This window comes from Nocardia miyunensis NBRC 108239, assembly GCF_001613065.1.
In the GTDB taxonomy this organism is placed as follows: Bacteria; Actinomycetota; Actinomycetes; order Mycobacteriales; family Mycobacteriaceae; genus Nocardia; species Nocardia miyunensis.
In genome coordinates this window covers 84108-102159 of sequence record NZ_BDBQ01000063.1, presented here as the reverse complement: position 1 = coordinate 102159, position 18052 = coordinate 84108, and the positions used below count along the sequence as shown (strand labels likewise).

Annotated in this window: 17 protein-coding genes; 8 read left to right on the top strand and 9 right to left on the bottom strand. The window is 67.6% G+C overall.

Going from position 1 to position 18052, the window contains the following annotated elements; genetic code table 11:
• Nucleotides 1-25: 25 nt before the first annotated feature.
• The 3 genes from NM2_RS27500 to NM2_RS27490 all read right to left on the bottom strand — a co-directional run bounded on the left by NM2_RS27500 (nt 26) and on the right by NM2_RS27490 (nt 1825).
• Nucleotides 26-490, bottom strand: coding sequence for a peroxiredoxin (locus NM2_RS27500; protein WP_067674374.1), 465 nt, complete (start codon nt 488-490; stop codon nt 26-28).
• A gap of 159 nt (nt 491-649) precedes the next feature.
• A complete protein-coding gene (locus NM2_RS27495; protein WP_084531609.1) occupies nt 650-1072 on the bottom strand; it encodes a DUF3052 domain-containing protein in 423 nt (140 codons plus the stop codon).
• A gap of 195 nt (nt 1073-1267) precedes the next feature.
• Nucleotides 1268-1825, bottom strand: coding sequence for an Rv2240c family protein (locus NM2_RS27490; RefSeq protein WP_067674370.1), 558 nt, complete (start codon nt 1823-1825; stop codon nt 1268-1270).
• Between the two features lie 248 nt (nt 1826-2073).
• Here NM2_RS27490 and aceE point away from each other — a divergent pair, with 248 nt between their 5' ends.
• From aceE to NM2_RS27455, 7 genes are all read left to right on the top strand, one after another.
• Nucleotides 2074-4935: a pyruvate dehydrogenase (acetyl-transferring), homodimeric type gene (gene aceE, locus NM2_RS27485; RefSeq protein ID WP_157121344.1), complete on the top strand. Its 2862-nt coding sequence runs from the start codon at nt 2074-2076 to the stop codon at nt 4933-4935.
• Between the two features lie 217 nt (nt 4936-5152).
• Nucleotides 5153-6457 (top strand): PucR family transcriptional regulator, encoded by a 1305-nt coding sequence (locus tag NM2_RS27480; protein WP_439956923.1) that lies wholly within the window; start codon nt 5153-5155, stop codon nt 6455-6457.
• A 127-nt stretch (nt 6458-6584) separates the two neighbouring features.
• Nucleotides 6585-7499, top strand: coding sequence for an ACP S-malonyltransferase (locus NM2_RS27475; protein WP_067674364.1), 915 nt, complete (start codon nt 6585-6587; stop codon nt 7497-7499).
• A gap of 118 nt (nt 7500-7617) precedes the next feature.
• Nucleotides 7618-7923, top strand: a complete 306-nt coding sequence (acpM, locus tag NM2_RS27470) for a meromycolate extension acyl carrier protein AcpM (RefSeq protein ID WP_067674362.1) — start codon at nt 7618-7620, stop codon at nt 7921-7923.
• A 10-nt stretch (nt 7924-7933) separates the two neighbouring features.
• Nucleotides 7934-9184, top strand: coding sequence for a KasA/KasB family beta-ketoacyl-ACP synthase (locus NM2_RS27465; protein WP_067674360.1), 1251 nt, complete (start codon nt 7934-7936; stop codon nt 9182-9184).
• A gap of 155 nt (nt 9185-9339) precedes the next feature.
• Nucleotides 9340-10770 (top strand): acyl-CoA carboxylase subunit beta, encoded by a 1431-nt coding sequence (locus NM2_RS27460; protein WP_067674358.1) that lies wholly within the window; start codon nt 9340-9342, stop codon nt 10768-10770.
• 95 nt (nt 10771-10865) lie between these two features.
• Nucleotides 10866-11213 (top strand): hypothetical protein, encoded by a 348-nt coding sequence (locus NM2_RS27455; RefSeq protein ID WP_067674356.1) that lies wholly within the window; start codon nt 10866-10868, stop codon nt 11211-11213.
• A gap of 29 nt (nt 11214-11242) precedes the next feature.
• On the opposite strand, the gene NM2_RS27450 is transcribed toward NM2_RS27455, so the two are convergent.
• The 5 genes from NM2_RS27450 to NM2_RS27430 form a co-directional block, all read right to left on the bottom strand.
• Nucleotides 11243-12256, bottom strand: a complete 1014-nt coding sequence (locus tag NM2_RS27450) for a GAF domain-containing protein (protein ID WP_067674354.1) — start codon at nt 12254-12256, stop codon at nt 11243-11245.
• 94 nt (nt 12257-12350) lie between these two features.
• Entirely contained in the window at nt 12351-12884 is a 534-nt protein-coding gene (locus NM2_RS27445; RefSeq protein ID WP_067674411.1) for a DUF3145 domain-containing protein, read from the bottom strand.
• Between the two features lie 95 nt (nt 12885-12979).
• The gene (locus NM2_RS27440; RefSeq protein WP_067674409.1) at nt 12980-13813 is read right to left on the bottom strand and encodes a serine hydrolase domain-containing protein; all 834 of its coding nucleotides are present in this window, start codon (nt 13811-13813) and stop codon (nt 12980-12982) included.
• Between the two features lie 201 nt (nt 13814-14014).
• Nucleotides 14015-14587 carry a DinB family protein gene (locus NM2_RS27435; RefSeq protein ID WP_067674352.1) on the bottom strand — a complete coding sequence of 191 codons (573 nt, stop codon included), beginning with the start codon at nt 14585-14587 and terminating at the stop codon, nt 14015-14017.
• A gap of 91 nt (nt 14588-14678) precedes the next feature.
• Nucleotides 14679-15734 (bottom strand): phosphotransferase family protein, encoded by a 1056-nt coding sequence (locus NM2_RS27430; protein ID WP_067674350.1) that lies wholly within the window; start codon nt 15732-15734, stop codon nt 14679-14681.
• Between the two features lie 221 nt (nt 15735-15955).
• On the opposite strand from NM2_RS27430, the gene pabB reads away from it, so the two are divergent.
• Nucleotides 15956-17473 (top strand): aminodeoxychorismate synthase component I, encoded by a 1518-nt coding sequence (gene pabB, locus NM2_RS27425; protein WP_067674348.1) that lies wholly within the window; start codon nt 15956-15958, stop codon nt 17471-17473.
• Between the two features lie 57 nt (nt 17474-17530).
• Here the strand turns inward: pabB and NM2_RS27420 are convergent, their stop codons facing one another.
• Nucleotides 17531-18010, bottom strand: coding sequence for a hypothetical protein (locus NM2_RS27420; RefSeq protein ID WP_067674345.1), 480 nt, complete (start codon nt 18008-18010; stop codon nt 17531-17533).
• Between the last annotated feature and the right edge of the window lie 42 nt (nt 18011-18052).

Below are 18052 nucleotides of genomic sequence, written 5' to 3'. Positions count from 1 at the left end.
GGGTGGCCTCGGGAAGAGGCGCGGGTTACGAATCTAACGCAGTGAGGGCTTTCTCCCAAGCTGCCTGGTCACGGGGTTCGCCGGGGGCGTTCATTTCGGCGAAGCGGATGATGCCGGACTTGTCCACTACGAAGGTGCCGCGGTTGGCGAAGCCGGTTTTGTCGTTGAAGACGCCGTAGGTTTGCGCGATGGCGCCGTGCGGCCAGAAATCGGACAGGAGCGGGAAGGTGTAGCCCTGTTCGGCGGCCCAGATCTTGTGGGTCGGCGGCGGGCCGACCGAGACCGCGAGAATCTCGGCGTTGTCGTTCTGGAATTTGGGCAACTCGTCGCGCACCTTGCACAACTCGCCCTGGCAGACGCCAGTGAAGGCGAGCGGGTAGAACACGATCAGGACGTTCTTGCTGCCGCGATAATCGGACAGGCTGACATCCTGGTTGTTCTGGTCCTTGAGTGTGAAATCCGGTGCGGCCGTACCTACTTCGAGCGGCATGCGCGAATCCTCCTGTCTGTGATGCGTCCCGCGCCTACGCTGCGCGGCACGGGGCTCGCCTACCGGCCGCGGTGAGCGTCGGCTCCCGCAGCCACGATTCCGGTGCGGATTCGCGACAACACGACGCACGCCCCGGGTGAACCCCTGCCGCGCCGCGACTCAGCGCTGTTTGGAGGGCGTCTTGGGCTGGGTGAGCTTGATTCCCGTCCAGCCACCGAGACTGACCGGCGTGGTGGAGGTCAGTCCGGCCGGGGTTGCCGACTCGGCGATCTCGCTGGGGTCCACATGACCCGACTCCCCGGTCTTGGGGCACAGGACCCAGACGAAGCCGTCGTCGGCCAGCGGGCCGATCGCGTCCATCAGCTCGTCGACCAGATCCCCGTCTCCATCACGCCACCACAGCAGGACGACATCGACTACCTCGTCGGTGTCCTCGTCCAGCATCTCGGAGCCACTCCCCTCCTCGATGGCTGCCCGCAGCTCGTCGTCGGTGTCCTCGTCCCAGCCCAGTTCCTGAACAACAAGCCCCGGCGAAATGCCGAGCTTCTGAGCATAGTTGTGCGCGTCCGCCGCGGCGACCACGGTGGTGTCCTCCTCAACTCCAGACAATAGGTAGTTGCAAGCGAACATGGTCCAGCGCCACAACGCAAGCCGATCCGACCAAAATCTCGGCGAAATGTCGCAGGACCGTTCGGTGAACACGTCTGGGACCAGCATCTCCCCGCGTCTGGAACCGGGGCTGCCGTACCCGTGCAATCAGCTGATCGAACCGACCTCCTAGCGTGCCGAGCAGGCGTCACGCGCCGTGTTGAGAGCGTCGTTGACCCGCTTGCTGGCGTCGTTGAGCGCGCCGACCGGGGCGGTGTAGGTCATCTTCCGCGACTCCGCGGCCAACGCACGCGCGGCCGCCACATACGCGGTGAACTTCTGCGTCAGATCGGCAGGCAGGGCGTCACCGGAAGTGTTCACCCGGCCCTCGACCGTCTTGGCGGCGTCCTCGAGGGTCTGCGCCGCGCTGTCGCGCTTGGCGTCCTGATCGGGCGCGTTCGCGTCGTGGGCGTCGACGAACTCGTTGTACTTGGTGACCGCGACACTGGTCGTGCCCCGGAACGGCGTGCAGTTGTCGCTGATCGCCTTCGCCTGCGCGGCCGCCTTCTGCGAGGAGGTGGCCGCCGCTGAGGACGAGGCCATCTCGGTCCGATACGCCGAGGCCTCCACCTCGTTCGCGGTAGCGGTACCGTGAATGGAGCTCGAGCAGCCGGCCACCACCAGTCCCGTGCCGACCGCCACGGTCGCGCACATCAGTCCGAACCCGCGTGGGTCCAGCAGCTTCATCGTCCTCCCCGCTTCTCGACATCGACTGTGTCCAAGGGCACTTATGGATGCAAATGTTGCCTCGTGCACGGTACTGGATTTCCGGCTGACATGATGACCTGGGACGCATCATCGGCAAGGATGTGAGATGCGCCCTATCCGTTCGCGTCGGATAGCCCGCCCACCAGCGTGGCTACCCGGGGTTCAGCGCCAACAGCCTGTCCACCCCTGTACGAGGAGCATTGATTTTGACCGACCTGCTGCACCCGATGTCTTCGTCCGGTCCCACAGCCGACGGCCACGGCGACGCCGCACAGGCGCCCAACCGGCCCGCCGGGGCTCGCGTGCGAGTGATCCGCGAGGGGGTGGCGTCGTACCTACCGGACATCGATCCGGACGAGACCAGCGAATGGCTCGAATCCTTCGACGAGATGCTCGACCGCGAAGGTCCGGGCCGCGCCCGCTACCTGATGCTGCGCCTGCTCGAGCGCGCCGGTGAACGGCACGTCACCATCCCCGCCCTGACCTCCACCGACTACGTCAACACCATCCCCACCGAGAACGAGCCCTGGTTCCCCGGTGACGAGGAGGTCGAGCGCCGCTACCGCGCCTGGATCCGCTGGAACGCCGCGGTCATGGTGCATCGCGCCCAGCGTCCGGGAATCGGTGTGGGCGGCCACATTTCGACCTACGCGTCCTCGGCGGCGCTGTACGAGGTCGGCTTCAACCACTTCTTCCGGGGCAAGGATCATCCCGGCGGCGGCGACCAGGTGTTCATGCAGGGCCACGCCTCCCCCGGCATGTACGCGCGGGCGTTCCTGGAGGGCAGGCTGACCACCGATCAGCTCGACGGCTTCCGTCAGGAGTACAGCCACGGCGGTCCCGGGCACGGCCTGTCCTCGTATCCGCATCCGCGGCTCATGCCGGACTTCTGGGAGTTCCCCACGGTGTCCATGGGCCTGGGTCCGATGAACGCCATCTACCAGGCGCGGTTCAACCACTACCTGCACGACCGCGGCATCAAGGACACCTCCGATCAGCACGTGTGGGCGTTCCTGGGCGACGGCGAGATGGACGAGCCCGAATCGCGCGGCCTGATCCAGGTGGCCGCGAACGAGGCCCTGGACAATCTGACCTTCGTCATCAACTGCAACTTGCAGCGCCTGGACGGCCCGGTGCGCGGTAACGGCAAGATCATCCAGGAGCTGGAGTCGTTCTTCCGCGGCGCGGGCTGGAACGTCATCAAGGTCATCTGGGGCCGCGAGTGGGACGCGCTGCTGGGCGCGGACCGCGACGGCGCACTGGTGAACCTGATGAACTCCACCCCCGACGGCGATTACCAGACCTACAAGGCCAACGACGGCGCGTATGTGCGCGAGCACTTCTTCGGCCGCGACCCGCGCACCAAGGAACTGGTGAAGGGCCTGACCGATCAGGAGATCTGGAACCTCAAGCGCGGCGGCCACGACTACCGCAAGATCTACGCGGCGTACGCGGCGGCGCTGGCGCACCAGGGCAAGCCGACTGTGATCCTGGCCAAGACCATCAAGGGATACGGCCTGGGCAAGCACTTCGAGGCGCGCAACGCCACCCACCAGATGAAGAAGATGACGCTGGACGATCTCAAGGCGTTCCGCGACGTGCAGCGCATCCCGATCACCGACGCGCAACTCGAAGAGAACCCCTACCTGCCGCCGTACTACCACCCCGGCATGGAGTCCCCGGAGATCCAGTACCTGCTGGGCCGCCGCCAGGCGCTGGGCGGTTATCTGCCCGAGCGACGCACTGCGGCAAAGCCTCTGCAACTCCCCGGCGACGAGCCGTACCGTGGCGTGCGCAAGGGCTCGGGCAAGCAGAACGTCGCCACCACGATGGCGTTCGTGCGACTGATGAAGGAACTGCTGCGGGACAAGGAGATCGGCAAGCGGATCGTGCCGATCATCCCCGACGAGGCCCGCACCTTCGGTATGGACTCGTGGTTCCCTTCGTTGAAGATCTACAACCGCAACGGCCAGTTGTACACGTCGGTCGACGCGGAATTGATGCTTGCCTACAAAGAGAGCACCGTCGGGCAGATCCTGCACGAGGGCATCAACGAGGCCGGTTCGACGGCGTCGTTCACCGCGGCGGGCACCTCGTACGCCACCCACGGCGAGCCGATGATCCCGCTGTACATCTTCTACTCGATGTTCGGCTTCCAGCGCACGGGCGACGGCCTGTGGGCCGCGGCGGATCAGCTCGCGCGCGGTTTCGTGCTCGGAGCTACCGCCGGGCGAACCACGCTGACCGGTGAGGGCCTGCAGCACAACGACGGTCACTCGCTGCTGCTCGCCGCGACCAATCCGGCGGCGGTCGCCTACGACCCGGCGTTCGCGTTCGAGATCGCGCACATCGTGCGCGACGGCATGCGGCGGATGTACGGCGGCGGCACCACGCCGCCCGATCCGGCCGCGGTGCCGGGCACGCATCCGCACAAGCAGCAGGATGTCTTCGGCGGAGAGAACATCTTCTACTACATCACCCTGTACAACGAGCCCTATCCGCAACCGGCCGAGCCGGACGGCATCGATATCGACGGTTTGCTCAAGGGTCTCTATCTGTACAAGCGCGGCGGCGACGGTGACGTGCGCGCGCAGATCCTGGTCTCGGGCGTGACCGTGCCCGACGGCCTGCGCGCACAGGAACTGCTGTCCGAATGGGGTGTGCAAGCCGATGTCTGGTCGGTGACCTCGTGGAGTGAGCTGCGGCGCGAAGCGCTCGCCAAAGAGATTGCGGCACTGCGTAATCCGGGCGTCGCGGCGGAGGTTCCCTACGTCACCCGGGCGCTGTCGCAGGCGCAGGGGCCGTTCATCGCCGCCTCGGACTGGATGCGCGCGGTGCAGGACCAGATCCGCAAGTGGGTTCCGGGCGACTACACCACGCTCGGCACGGACGGTTTCGGATTCTCCGACACCCGTCCGGCGGCGCGGCGGGTGTTCAACGTCGATGCCCAGTCGATCACGGTGGCCACGCTGTCCGCGCTTGCCCGCACCGGTGCGATCGACGCGTCGAAGGTCGCCGAGGCCGCGGCCCGGTACCGCATCGACGACGTGGACGCCGCCGAACAGTCCAGCGCGACTGGCGAAGAGTAGTTGCCCGAGTTTCGCCACGGCGAATCCTCCGGGGCCCGATGGCACGTCGTCGCGCGGTCGAGACGCATACCTCGACCGCGCGAGGACGACCCGTGCCGGAAAGCGGTGCGGCGCTGTGTCCGAGCTGACACCGCCGGTGGGCAGGGGGCGCCCACAATTCGAGCCCGCCGCAGAGGACTATTGAGCCGTGGATCGTAAACCGCCGAGGCCGCGCCGGATATCCGAGTCCGATACCTCCACCTCGCACGAGGTGTATCTGCCGACCGGCGCGCTCTCACCCAATCGGCAGACCCGCGACCCGCTGCCGGACACGCTGCTCAAACGGGTCAAGCAGTTCTCCGGTCGGTTGTCCACCGAGGCCGTCGCCTCGATGGAGGATCGGCTGCCGTTCTTCGGCAGTCTGGACGCCGCTCAACGCGCGGGCGTGCAGATGCTGGTGCAGACCGCGGTGGTGAATTTCCTGGAGTGGCTACAGGATCCGGAGAGCGATATCCGCTTCAGCCTGGACGCCTTCCAGGTCATCCCGCAGGATCTGGCACGGCGGCTCACCCTGCGGCAGACCGTGGACATGGTGCGGGTGGCCATGGACTTCTTCGAACAGTGGCTGCCCGCGCTGGCCCGCAACGACCGGCAACTGGTGGCCCTGACCGAGGCCGTGCTGCGGTACGGACGCGAGCTCGGCTTCGCCGCGGCCTCGGTGTACGCCAGCGCCGCCGAATCCCGCGGCGCCTGGGACACCCGGCTCGAGGCCCTGGTCGTCGACGCGGTGGTGCGCGGGGACACCGGACCCGAAATGCTCTCCCGCGCGGCCACTCTCAACTGGGACGCCACCGCACCGGCGACGGTCATGGTCGGCACGCCTCCGAAAGATCAGGTGGCCGTGGTGAGTTCGGTGCACACCACCGCGGCCCGGCACGGTCGCGCGGCCCTGGCCGTCGTGCAGGGCTCGCGGCTGGTGATGGTCGTCAGCGGCCATCTCGGCGACACCTCCTATCCCTCCCCTTTCCTGACCGACCTGCTCGCCGAGGCGTTCTCCGAGGGCCCGGTGGTGATCGGCCCGACCACCCGCACCCTGTCCGCGGCGCATGCCAGCGCGGTGGAGGCGATGGCCGGAATGGAGGCCGTGGTCGGCTGGCGGGGCGCCCCGCGGCCGGTGCACGCCTCGGAACTACTGCCCGAACGGGCCCTGCTCGGAGATCGCGCTGCGGTCGAGGCCCTGAACGAGTATCTTGTGCTACCGTTGGCCGCCGCCGGGTCGGCTCTGTCGGACACTCTCGACGCCTACCTGGATTGCGGTGGAGCCGTCGAGACATGCGCCCGCCAGCTGTACGTTCATCCAAATACGGTTCGTTATCGCCTCAAGCGCATCGGCGAGGTCACGGGCCGGGATCCGATGAATCCGCGCGACGCGTACGTGCTCCGAATCGCCGCGACCATAGGCCGTCTGACACGAACGCGTAACGAATCGTCAACATCCGCCCCACAGGAACCTGTCGGCACAGCACACGAGCATCGGCTGTAACGCCATAGACGAGTCCGTCGATGGCGGGGATCGACTAGCCGTTTTGTGGAGTCCACACAAAAGCAGTCCGCAAACATCATTCGCGTCGACATCTCCACAACCCCCCGAAACGGTGTTGTCTAGAGAGGTGATCGCGTTGTTCGCCCCAGGACAGGGCTCTCAGACACCCGGCATGCTCGCGCCTTGGCTCGACCTCCCCGGCGCGCGTGACCGACTCGAACTCTGGTCCAAGGCCGCGGGCCTGGACCTGGTGCGGCTCGGCACCACCGCGACGGCGGAGGAGATCACCGATACGGCGATCACCCAGCCGCTCGTGGTGGCCGCCGCACTGCTCGCGTGTGCGGAGATACCGCAGAATGCGCTTCCGCCCGCTACGATCATCGCCGGACACTCGGTCGGCGAACTCGCCGCCGCCGCCGTCGCCGGCGTCATCTCCGCCGATGACGCGGTGATGCTCGCCGCGATCCGCGGTGCGGAGATGGCCAAGGCGTGCGCGCTGGAGCCGACCGGTATGTCCGCTGTGCTCGGCGGCGACGAGGCCGTCGTGCTCGCCCGGCTCGCGGAACTGGATCTCGTTCCGGCCAATCGCAACGCGGTGGGTCAGATCGTGGCCGCGGGTCGGCTCGATGCGCTGGCCGAACTTGCGGCGAACCCGCCGGAGAAGGCTCGCGTGCGTGCCCTTCCCGTCGCCGGGGCGTTCCACACCGCGTACATGGCTCCGGCCCAGGACGCTGTGACGAATGCCATCGCACAGATTTCCCCCGGCGAACCGACCCGGACCCTGCTGTCGAATTTCGACGGCAAACCGGTCAGCTCGGGCAAGGACGCCATCGAAAAGCTCGCGGCACAGGTGACCCGGCCCGTCCGGTGGGACCTGTGCACCGAAACCGTTCGCGCGGCAGGGGTTTCCGGGGTGGCCGAATTGCCGCCCGCTGGAACCCTGGTCGGCATCGCCAAGCGGGAGCTCAAGGGCACCCCGAATCTGGCGTTGAAGACCCCCGAGAACATCCCCGCGTTGTCCGACCTGTCGGCAACCGGCTAGCTTTTCTGCGGCTTGCAGTGATGCAACCGCAACCGAGTGGATCGAAACGTTCGCCCACCCGGTTCCGAAAAAGTAAACAGACCCCGTCCGAAATGAGAACAAAGAAGGGAGCCACGCAGTGGCCGCTCTGACCCAGGAACAGATCGTCGAAGAGCTCGGCAAGATCATCGAAGAGGTGACCGGTATCGAGCCCTCCGAGGTCACGATCGAGAAGTCCTTCGTCGACGACCTGGACATCGACTCCCTGTCGATGGTCGAGATCGCGGTGCAGACCGAGGACAAGTACGGCGTCAAGATCCCGGACGAGGATCTGGCGAGCCTGAAGACCGTCGGCGACGCCGTCGCGTACATCCAGAAGCTCGAGTCCGAGAACTCCGAGGCCGCGGCCGAGCTGAAGGCCAAATTCGGCGCGGACTCCGAGTAGGACCGATACCGTGACCACTCCTTCCACTCTGAACGGGAACTTCCCCAACGTCGTCGTAACAAGCCTGGCGGCGACCACGTCGATCGCGGGTGACGTCGATGCGACGTGGAAGGGACTCCTCAACGGCGAGAGCGGCATCGACGTTCTCGAGGATTCCTTCGTCGAGGAATACGACCTTCCGGTCCGCATCGGCGGTCATCTGAAGGTTCGGCCCGAGACCCTGCTCAGCCGGGTCGAGTGCCGTCGCATGGCGTACGTCGAGCAGCTCGCGACCGTGCTCGGTCGCGAGGTGTGGAAGAACGCCGGCTCTCCGGAGGTCGACCCGGAGCGCCTGGGCGTCGCCATCGGCACCGGGCTGGGCGGCGGCGACGCGCTGATCGATTCTGTCGACAAGCTCAAGAACGGTGGTTATCGCAAGATTTCGCCGCTGGCGGTGCAGATGGTCATGCCGAACGGGCCGTCCGCCGTCGTGGGCCTGGAGTTGAAGGCCAGGGCGGGAGTGGTCACTCCGGTCTCGGCGTGCTCATCGGGATCCGAAGCCATCGCGAACGCGTGGCGGATGATCGTCATGGGCGACGCCGACGTGGTTGTCACCGGTGGCGTCGAGGGTTATATCGACGCCGTGCCGATCGCGGCATTCTCCATGATGCGCGCGATGAGCACCCGTAACGACGACCCGAAGTCGGCCTCGCGTCCCTTCGACAAGGATCGCGACGGTTTCGTCTTCGGTGAAGCCGGTGCGCTCATGGTCATCGAGACCGAGGAGCACGCCAAGGCGCGTGGAGCAACGATCCACGCACGGCTGATGGGAGCCGGAATCACTTCCGACGGTTTCCATCTGGTCGCCCCCGCCCCGGACGGGCAGGGCGCGGCACGCGCGATGACACGGGCGATGCAGACCGCTGGTCTGAGCAAGCAGGACATCACCCACGTCAACGCGCACGCGACCGCGACGCCGATCGGTGATTCGGCCGAGGCGAACGCAATCAACCTGGCCGTGGGCAACCATGCCTCGGTCTACGCGCCCAAGTCCGCCCTGGGCCACTCGATCGGCGCGGTCGGCGCCCTCGAGTCGGTGCTCACCGTGCTCAGCGTTCGCGACGGCATCGTGCCGCCGACGCTGAACCTCGAGAACCAGGATCCGGAGATCGATCTCGATGTCGTGCACGGCGAGGCTCGCCGCCAGGACATCGCGTACGCGATCAACAACTCGTTCGGCTTCGGCGGTCACAACGTGGCGCTCGCCTTCGGCCGGTACTGAGTTTCGCGGTCAACTCCACAACGAATCCCCGTGCGGCCTTCGGCCTCGGTCGACCCGGCTCCGAAGGCCGCACGGGGATTTCTGTTTCTCACACCCCCATCAGCTCGACTCACAGCCGCGTCAGCGACTCACCATCGTCTCGAGGAGAGAACGCGATGACCATCATGGCTCCCGCGCAGGCGGATGCCGTCACCGATCCCCGGGATCCGCTGGGCCGGTTGCAACGGTTCTTCGATCCCGGCACGGTGCTTGCGTTGCATCCCCGCGACAAGTCCGGCGTGCTGGCCGCCATCGGCGAGGTGGACGGTGTGCGCACCGTCGCCTACTGCTCGGACGCCACGATCATGGGCGGCGCGATGGGCATCGAGGGATGTAAGCACATCGTCGACGCGATCGACACCGCCATCGAATCCCGGCTGCCCGTGGTGGGCATCTGGCATTCCGGTGGCGCCCGGCTGGCCGAGGGCGTGGAGGCCCTGCACGCGGTCGGCCTGGTCTTCGAGGCCATGGTCCGCGCGTCCGGCCTGGTCCCCCAGATTTCGGTGGTGCTCGGCTTCGCCGCCGGTGGCGCCGCCTACGGTCCCGCGCTCACCGACGTGGTCATCATGGCCCCCGAGGGCCGGGTCTTCGTGACCGGTCCCGACGTCGTGCGCAGTGTGACCGGCGAGAACGTCGACATGGCCACCCTCGGCGGCCCGGATACGCACCACAAGAAGTCCGGTGTGTGCCACATCGTCGCCGCCGACGAATCCGATGCCATGCATCGTGGTCGCCGTCTGGTCTCGATGTTCGCCGAGCAGGGCGAGTTCGACATGGTCGCCGCCGAACACGGCGATGTCGACCTGAAGGCGATGATGCCCGAATCGGCCAAGCGCGCCTACGACGTCAAGCCGATCGTGCACGAGCTGCTGGACAACATCAACGGCGAGTCGACGTTCGAGGAGTTCCAGGGCGGTTACGCCCGCAGCATGGTCACCGGCCTGGGTCGTCTGGCCGGGCGGACCGTCGGCGTGCTGGCCAACAACCCGCTGCGCCTGGGCGGGTGCCTGGATTCCCAGAGCGCGGAGAAGGCGGCGCGTTTCGTGCGGCTGTGCAACTCGTTCGGTATCCCGCTGGTCGTGATCACCGACGTGCCCGGCTACCTGCCCGGTGTCGGCATGGAGTGGGAGGGCGTGGTGCGCCGCGGCGCGAAGCTGCTGCACGCCTTCGCCGAGGCCCGCGTTCCGCGCGTGACCCTGGTGACCCGCAAGATCTACGGCGGCGCGTACATCGCGATGAACGCCCGCTCGCTCGGCGCGACCGCGGTATTCGCCTGGCCGGGTTCGGAAGTCGCGGTCATGGGGGCCAAGGCCGCCGTCGGCATCCTGCACAAGAAGGCCATCGCCGCCGCGCCCGAATCCGAGCGCGAGGCGCTGATCGAGCGGCTGACCGTCGAGCACGAGCAGATCGCCGGTGGTCTGGGCCGGGCGATGTCTATCGGCGTGGTCGACGAGGTCATCGATCCGGCCAAGACCCGCTCCACCATCGCCGCCGCGCTGGCCGCCGCGCCCGCCCGGCCGAGTCATCTCAAGAATATTCCGCTGTAGCCCGGCGGACATCTCTTCCACTACAACGATTTGCGGGTGGTCTCCTCGGGGGCCACCCGTAAATCATTACCTCACAACAGAATCGAGGGGGACGCATGGATGACCTGCGTGAGCGGCTCATGGCGGTCCTGGACGAACTGCACGCCTCCTATGCCGAGCAGACCGCCCTGCGGGCCGAACTGACGCGGGCGCGGGCCGAGCAGAGCGCACTTGCCACCGAATTGCGTTATGCCCGAAGCGAATTGGACAACACCCGGACCGATACCGCGCGGTTGCACGCGGACTATCTGCGCATCCAGGGCGATTACGTCCAGATGCAGTACGAGCAGATCGATATGCGGCACGATCTGATCGCTGTCGAACATCTGGTGACGGTGCGGCTGGCCGCGCAGGAGGAGGAACTGCGGCTGCTGCGGGGACGCGAGCTGCCGCCGGAGGGCTGAATTCCTCCCGGCCGGAACATTCGCCGCGGTCAGGGCTCGGTCGGGTCCGGTTCGTCGGAGTATCCGGTGACGGTAAGTTCGATCAGCAGCAGTTTGGGCGAGTCCGACGTGGGGACCAGGGTGCCCACGGCATCGGCCACGGTCCAGCCGCCGCCGTTGCGGCGCAGACGAATTCCGGTCAGGCGCCCGCCCGTCTCCTGTGCCCGGACGGCCCGGCCGATCTCGGCGAAGATGCGCGCGACGTCGTCCGGGTGCGGGGTGTCGCGATCGTCGACCACACCCTTCCACTGGATGTCCGGTACCGGATCGGTGACCCAGCGGATCAGCCGGACCTTCTCCACATCGGCGAGCACCAGATGGGAGCGGCCGGGACGCTGGCGGCCGAGCGCGGCGAGGGCCGCGGTGTCCACCGAAGCCGGTTCGGGCGCAAGGAATTCGGTGACGTCGTGCAACAGTCCGCGCCACCGGGTGAGATCGGTTCCGGTGCCGTTGCGCAGTGCCATGTGGTAGCGCCGCGGCGTGCCGCCCACGCAGGCGGTGACATCGCCCGCCCAGCGCATCCGCTCCTGCGGGTCGAGCGTCTGCAGGATCAGCTCCATCGAGCCGTCGCACCGCCGCACGTGCCGGAACGCCTCCGGAACCGTCCAGTGCGACCTGGATTCGGATAAATTCCATCCGAAAGGGTTGTCCGCCAGATGGATCGATCGCCGCCGGGACGAATAGTCGAATGCGACAACCGAATACGGTTCGGGCAGCTCGGATCCCACGGCGGCGCTGCGCACCTGCACCGCGTAGACCTGCCCATCGGGGCCGAACACCGGTGAGGCGCACACGATCTCGACCTGTTCCGCATCGCGCGAACGGCGTCGTGCCGCCATCTCGACGGACTCCCCGCGACGCCAAACCGGTTCGATCATGCGCTGCACCTCGGGCCGCAGCACCCGCGCCGCGGACCGCCAGCGCGCCGGGCGCTCGTCGACCGCGAGCACGGTCCGGTCCTCGTACTCTCCCAGTGTTTCGATCAGTACCCGGCCGCTGTTCACTCCACCCCTCCTCCTCGGTGCCGGAAATCGACTCTGCCACACGGCTGCGCCGGGTTCGCCGAGAGTCGCTCGGGGCACTGCCCGGAAGAGCGGATCAGCCGACGTCGCGGCGCAGCCAGGTGACCTCCGCGCCCTCACTGCCGATGCGGAACGGTTCGAGATCCTCGTCCCAGGCGGCGCCGAGGACCCGATCGATCTCGGCTGCGATCTCGACGGGGCTGTACCGGCCCCGCTCGCGCGCCAGACGCACGATCTCCCGCAGCCGCATCTCCCCGACCATCACATCGCCGTTGGCGCTCATCGCACCGCACCACAGGCCGAGTCCGGGCACGAAGCTGTAGCGCTCGCCGTCGACGCCCTCACTGGGATCCTCGGTCACCTCGAAACGCAGAACCGGCCAGGCTCGCAACGCATTGGCAATCTTCGATCCGGTACCGGCCGGACCTGCCCACTCGGTGGTTGCGCGCAGTTGTCCCGAGGCGGCGGGTTGCGCGGTCCACCGCAATTGCGCGGGCGATTTCAGCGTCGAGGCGAGCGTCCATTCGATGTGCGGGCACAGCGCGGCCGGCGACGCGTGGATATGCACCACTCCAGACGTCGCGTCCGCGAACTGACTCGTTCCGCGCACCAGTAACACCTCCAGCCTCGACCTGGAACGTCTTCCCCAACGATCGGTCGAGCTGGCGTTGCCCGAGTGTACTGGAGTGTCCGGAGTTACGTGTGTTACTTTGCCGACGTGTCGCGATCCGCCGAGATCTCGGCCAATATCGAGTCGCTCAGCGGCGGCCAGGCCGCGCGAGCCCAGTCGCCGAAATTCTCGTCGCTCAGCGCCACGCACGCCACCCCCTGCGCGGGATCCACCCACAGGAAGGTGCCGGATTGCCCGAAATGGCCGTAGGTGCGCGGTGAATTCGCACTTCCGGTCCAATGGGGAGTCTTGTGGTCGCGGAGCTCGAATCCCAGCCCCCAATCGTTGGGGCGCTGCGAACCGTAGCCGGGCAGCACTCCATTGCAGCCAGGAAATTGCACGGTGATGGCTTCACCGAGAGTTTCCGGAGAAAGCAAACTCGGATTGAGCAACTCACCGGCAAAACTCAGCAGATCGGCGGTCGTCGACCGGGCGCCGTGGCCGGCCGAGCCGTCCAGAGCCGAGGATTTCATCCCGAGCGGCTCGAATACCGCCTCGTGCAGATAGTCCTTGAACTCGATCCCGGTCTGATCGGCCACGAACCGCGCCAGCACCTCGAACCCGGAACTCGAGTAGATCCGCCGCGTCCCCGGCTCGGCCATGATCACGGTGGTGTCGAAGGCCAGCCCCGAGGTGTGCGCCAGCAGATGCCGCACCGTCGACCCCGGCGGCCCCGCCGGTTGGTCCAGTTCGACCGCCCCCTCCTCCACCGCGACCAGAACCGCATAGGCGACAAGCGGTTTCGTCACCGAGGCCAACGCGAACTCCCGGTCGAGGTCCCCCTCGGTCGCCAGGTTCCCCGTAGCGGTCGCCACGCCCGCAGCCGCATGCCCGACCGGCCATTCCCGAATCTGCTCCAACGCTCGCACGCAGATCAGCTTAGAACTCGCCATTTCGCCACCGCCCCGGGACCGCTCCCCTCGCTGCCGGGACGTCAGCGTTTCGAAAGACGCCGCGAGACTTGCATGTCGAGTCGGAGGTCGGCGGACACTTTCGGGTGTTCCGGTGAGTCACAGTCACCGATGCTCTTGCCGGATCGGCTCACCCGTCGGCATCGCGGATCACGACGGTCAGGCCTGGATGTCGTGCAGGTGGTGGACGAGGTCGTGCAGGAAGTAGGTGGCCATGGTGTCGACGGTGAACAGGGAGCCGTTGCTGCGGCGGGCGGCGCGGCTGCGGTCGGCTTCGGGAACGGATTCGAAAGCGCGGGAAACGGTTTCGGCCGCATCGGTCAGTTCGGCGGCTACCGTGGCGGGTGTCTGCGCGAGGTAGGCGCCGGCCTCGGCGGTGCGGTCCTGGTCCCAGTTCGCGAAGACGGGCAGTCCCTCGGCGGACCCGGTCGTCGCCTCGAACGCGGTGATCGCGGGCGGGGTGGCGGGATTGCCCAGGGCGATGTCCAGGCGGTATCGGAACATTCGGCATACGTCGCGGACGTGGGCGGCGTATTCGATTGGGGCCCAGGTGGATTCGTCGGGGCGTACGGCGATGTCCGGGCGCTCGAGGGCGGCGGCGAAACGCGCGGCGGCGGCGCGGGTCAGGCCGGGCACCGCGTCATAGGCGATGGCCGGGCCGTCGAATCCGCATTCGGGGCAGGACTCGTCCAGCACCCAGGTCCAGTCTTTGTCTTCGGCAACGATCGGCATGACCGGTAATCTAATCTGGCCGCAAATCATCTACCACAAATAAACCGCCAAACCTCGTCGAGATGCGGCCGCACCCGACGAGGACGACGATTCACTCCACCAGTTGATTCGCCTTCTCGAACAGTTCCAGGGTGATCGCGTGCAGGAAATCGCCGACCTGCTCGGGGGCCTTGCCGGCGAAGGCGCGGGCGTGGGTGCCCTCGAGCACGATGCCGAGTTTGAAGCAGGCCAGGACCGTGTACCAGGTGATATCGCTCAGGTCGCGGCCGGAGAACTTGCCGTAGTGCGCGATCATCTCCTCGGCGGTGGGCAGCCCGCCGACCTGGCCGAGCGTGCCGAACAGGCCCGCACCGGCGGTGCCGGGCTCGGGGCGGGTCGCGATCTGCCAGCCCAGGTCCAGCAGCGGATCGCCGATCGTCGACATCTCCCAGTCGACCAGCGCCGCCACCTGCGGACCGTCGTAGCGGAACATGATGTTGGCCAGATGACAGTCGCCGTGCAGGATTCCGGGCTCCCACCGAGCGGGCCGGTTGCGCTCGAGCCACTCGCCGACCCGTTCCACACCGCGGATCTCCGGACCGGGGTAGCCCTCGTTGGCGCTGTAGGAGTCGAGTTCGGCGAGCCAGCGCGGCACCTGCCGCTCCAGGAAGCCGTCCGGCTTGCCGTAGTCCTCGAGACCCAGCTCCCGGTAGTCCAGCGCGCCCAGCCGGGCGATCGCCTCCACCGCTGACAAACCCATCCCCCTGCGGATCTCCGGGTCACCGGCGTGCAGTTCGGGCAGTTCGTTCTGCGGGTTGAAACCGATGATCGGCTCCATCAGATAGAACACCGCGCCCAGGACGGATTCGTCCGGACAGGCCGCGATCACCTCCGGCGCGCGCACACCCGTCCCGGCGAGCGCGCCCAGCAGCCGCGCCTCCCGGCGGATCACGTCATTGCTCTTGGCGCGCAGATGTTTCGGGCCGCGTCGCAGGACGTAGTCACGCCCGGCGCGGGTGAACCGCAGCATGATGTTCTGGGTGCCGCCGCCGAGCGCGCTCACGCCCTCGAACGGCCCGCCGGGCAGCCCCCGCTCTTCCATCCACTTGCCGACGATCGCGAAGTCGACCACATCACGGTCCACATCGGCCGGTTGCACCACAGACATGTCCCACATTGTGCACCAGAGGACACGCGAAACTGAAGGCACACGCCCTCAATAGGCCGTCCGACCTGCCCGGCCACACGGACTACGGTGAACCCATGCGCAAGACCCGCCCCGGGGTCCGACCGGGGCCCGCATCAGATCCCACCGAAGGCACCCGATCGACGGCCGCTGATCACGAACTCCCCACCGCACCCGCGGCCGGATCGCCACACAGCGGGTCTATGCCGACCGGACGCGCCGAGTCCCAGCGCAGCGCGATAGCCGCGACCACTCGGTACCAGTCCGCAACCGGGGAACCGCCGATCACGCTGACGGTGCTGCATGAGCGGATCGATCGCGCACTGGATGCCGAGGCGGTCTTCCTGGCCCTGTACCGAGAGTCGGCGACGGCGTTCTGGCTCGACAGCACGCATGCCGAACCGGGGCTCGACCGGTTCTCCTATCTCGGGGACGCGACCGGTCCACTGGCCGAGACGGTGCGGTACCGGGTGGGCGCGGGGCGGGTGGAGATCGCTCGGCGGGCGGGTCGCACTACCGTGCCGGGCAGCGTATTCGATTATCTGACAAGACAATTGGCCCGCACCGAAATCGAATTCCCGGATGTCCCTTTCGATTTCGTCGGCGGATACGTGGGCTATCTCGGCTACGAGATGAAGGCCGACTGCGGCGCGTCCGCCCGGCATCGCGCACCCACGCCCGACGCGCAGTGGATCTTCGCCGATCGCCTGATCGTCGTCGATCACGTCGCGGAACACACCTATCTGGTCGCCCTGGCCGACGCGGACACCCTTGCGGCAGCGGATGATTGGCTGTCCACGACCCGGGCGGCCCTCGCGACGCTGCCCGACCGGGCCACGCCGATCCGGCTCGAGCTCGCGGCCGACGAGGGGGCCGTGGAATCCCGGCTCACCCGGGGCAGGCAGCGCTATCTGGCCGATATCGCCCGGATCCACGCGCAACTACGGGCCGGTGAGACATACGAGGTCAACCTGACCGACAGTGCCTACGTCGAGCGGGACTGCGACGGGCTGGCGGTGTATCACGCGCTGCGGCGCTCGAATCCGGCCCCCTACGCGGCGTTCCTGCGATTCGGCGAACTCGAGGTCGCCTGTTCCTCGCCGGAGCGATTCCTGAAGGTGGACCGCACCGGCGTGGTGGAGACCAAGCCGATCAAGGGCACCGCACCACGTGGGAACACCCCCGAACAGGACGAAATCCTGCGCCGCGCGCTGGAATCCGATCCCAAGACCCGCGCGGAGAACCTGATGATCGTCGACCTGCTGCGCAACGATCTGGGCCGGGTGTGCGAGCTGGGCAGCGTGCGCGTCGCGGCGCTCATGCACACCGAGACCTACACCACGATGCATCAGTTGGTGACCACCATCCGCGGCCGCCTGCGCCCGGAGGTGGACGCGGTGGCCTGCCTGCGCGCCTGCTTCCCCGGCGGCTCGATGACCGGTGCGCCGAAACTGCGCACCATGGACATCATCGACGACCTGGAAACCGAAGCGCGCGGCATCTATTCGGGCACCATCGGATTCCTCGGCCTGGGCGGCACGGCCGATCTGAACATCGTCATCCGCACCGCGGTCCGGTACGGCGGGCGCTGGCGGGTCGGCGCGGGCGGCGCGATCGTGCTGGATTCCGATCCCGAGCAGGAGTACCACGAGATGGTGCTCAAGGCGACCGCCGCGCTGCGCGCCGTCACCGAGGTCGCCGCGGCGCATACGCCTGCCTGAACGAGCGAACCGGCGGCACGCCGGCCGAGCGCCGGCGAGGCGCAGCCGTGGGCAGTCCTATTTTCCTCGTCCCCGCCCGCGCCGGCGCCGATCGATCGGCTCCGACGGGGCGTTCTCCCGTCCGGCGAGACGTCCGATCATCGATATACCCGGCAACCGGGACAGGCGGTTGAAGACCTCCTCGCCCATCGACACCATCGCCTCGAGCCGCGGCAGCAGCCGGTCGTAGGCCGCGAACGCCGGATCGGCCAGCGCCAGGGTCCGGTCCAGGCGGTCGATGGTCCGGTTGAGCCGATCGATCGCCATCGAGAGGTTCTCGATCAGATCCGGCAGCTGCGCGGCGAGCTGCACCGAGGCCGGCGGCAGCCGGATCGCGGTATCGAATGCCTGTCCGGCGGTCACCTGCGCGGCGTCCAGGGCCTGTCCGGCCGCCCGCTGCGCCGCCTCCGCCGCGGCCTGGGCGGCGGCGATCAGCTCACCCGCGCCGGGCACGCGGGGCGTTCCGGGCTTGCGGGCGGGATCCTTCGGATCGCTCATGCCCCCATCGTGCCGCATCGAGCGCGTCCCGCCCGCGCACGA

Bases quoted from the DNA above. Each gene is read 5' to 3' on its own strand.
- NM2_RS27500 (WP_067674374.1), bottom strand. From the start codon at position 490: ATGCCGCTCGAAGTAGGTACGGCCGCACCGGATTTCACACTCAAGGAC.
- NM2_RS27490 (WP_067674370.1), bottom strand. From the start codon at position 1,825: ATGAAGCTGCTGGACCCACGCGGGTTCGGACTGATGTGCGCGACCGTG.
- aceE (WP_157121344.1), top strand. From the start codon at position 2,074: ATGTCTTCGTCCGGTCCCACAGCCGACGGCCACGGCGACGCCGCACAG.
- NM2_RS27460 (WP_067674358.1), top strand. From the start codon at position 9,340: ATGACCATCATGGCTCCCGCGCAGGCGGATGCCGTCACCGATCCCCGG.
- NM2_RS27455 (WP_067674356.1), top strand. From the start codon at position 10,866: ATGGATGACCTGCGTGAGCGGCTCATGGCGGTCCTGGACGAACTGCAC.
- NM2_RS27435 (WP_067674352.1), bottom strand. From the start codon at position 14,587: ATGCCGATCGTTGCCGAAGACAAAGACTGGACCTGGGTGCTGGACGAG.
- NM2_RS27430 (WP_067674350.1), bottom strand. From the start codon at position 15,734: ATGTCTGTGGTGCAACCGGCCGATGTGGACCGTGATGTGGTCGACTTC.
- pabB (WP_067674348.1), top strand. From the start codon at position 15,956: ATGCCGACCGGACGCGCCGAGTCCCAGCGCAGCGCGATAGCCGCGACC.
- NM2_RS27420 (WP_067674345.1), bottom strand. From the start codon at position 18,010: ATGAGCGATCCGAAGGATCCCGCCCGCAAGCCCGGAACGCCCCGCGTG.